This is a genomic window from Xanthobacter autotrophicus (assembly GCF_030015065.1).
In the GTDB taxonomy this organism is placed as follows: Bacteria; Pseudomonadota; Alphaproteobacteria; order Rhizobiales; family Xanthobacteraceae; genus Xanthobacter; species Xanthobacter autotrophicus_D.
The window spans coordinates 1-393 of record NZ_JAIVFN010000551.1 but is presented as its reverse complement, the minus strand read 5'-3'; the positions used below and the strand labels follow the sequence as shown (position 1 = coordinate 393).

Genomic DNA, 393 nt, shown 5'->3' with positions numbered 1-393 from the left:
GGCCCAGCCAATCCACCGACACGTCCCGCGGACGCCGCAGTCCGCGCGATACCGTCGGCTCGGGCAGCACGGCCGGCCGCGGCGCGACGAAATAGCCCGAGCGCGGCCGCGCCGCGATGAGCTGCGCGTCCTCCAGCCAGTGGTAGGCCTGCACCACGGTGCTCTGGGCCACGCCGCGCTGGCGCGCGAGTTCGCGCACCGAGGGCATGCGCGCTCCGCGCACCAGGGTGCCGTTGCGGATCAGCCCGGCCATCTGCGACGCGATCTGCAGGTACAGCGGGGTGGAATCGGTCTCGGGCATTGGAGCGATTCTGTATCGCCTCACCAGGCCAGAAGCAGTACAGATGCCCGGCAGGTCGTGCAGTACAGAGTGCGCGGCGCAGCGTTCTGTAC

General features: G+C 70.7%; 1 protein-coding gene. It reads right to left on the bottom strand.

Annotation, left to right across the window (positions count from 1 at the left end; all coding sequences use genetic code 11):
* Positions 1-301 (bottom strand): GntR family transcriptional regulator (locus K9U40_RS24465; RefSeq protein WP_282892627.1); only part of this gene is annotated, 301 nt, incomplete at its 3' end.
* Positions 302-393: the final 92 nt, after the last annotated feature.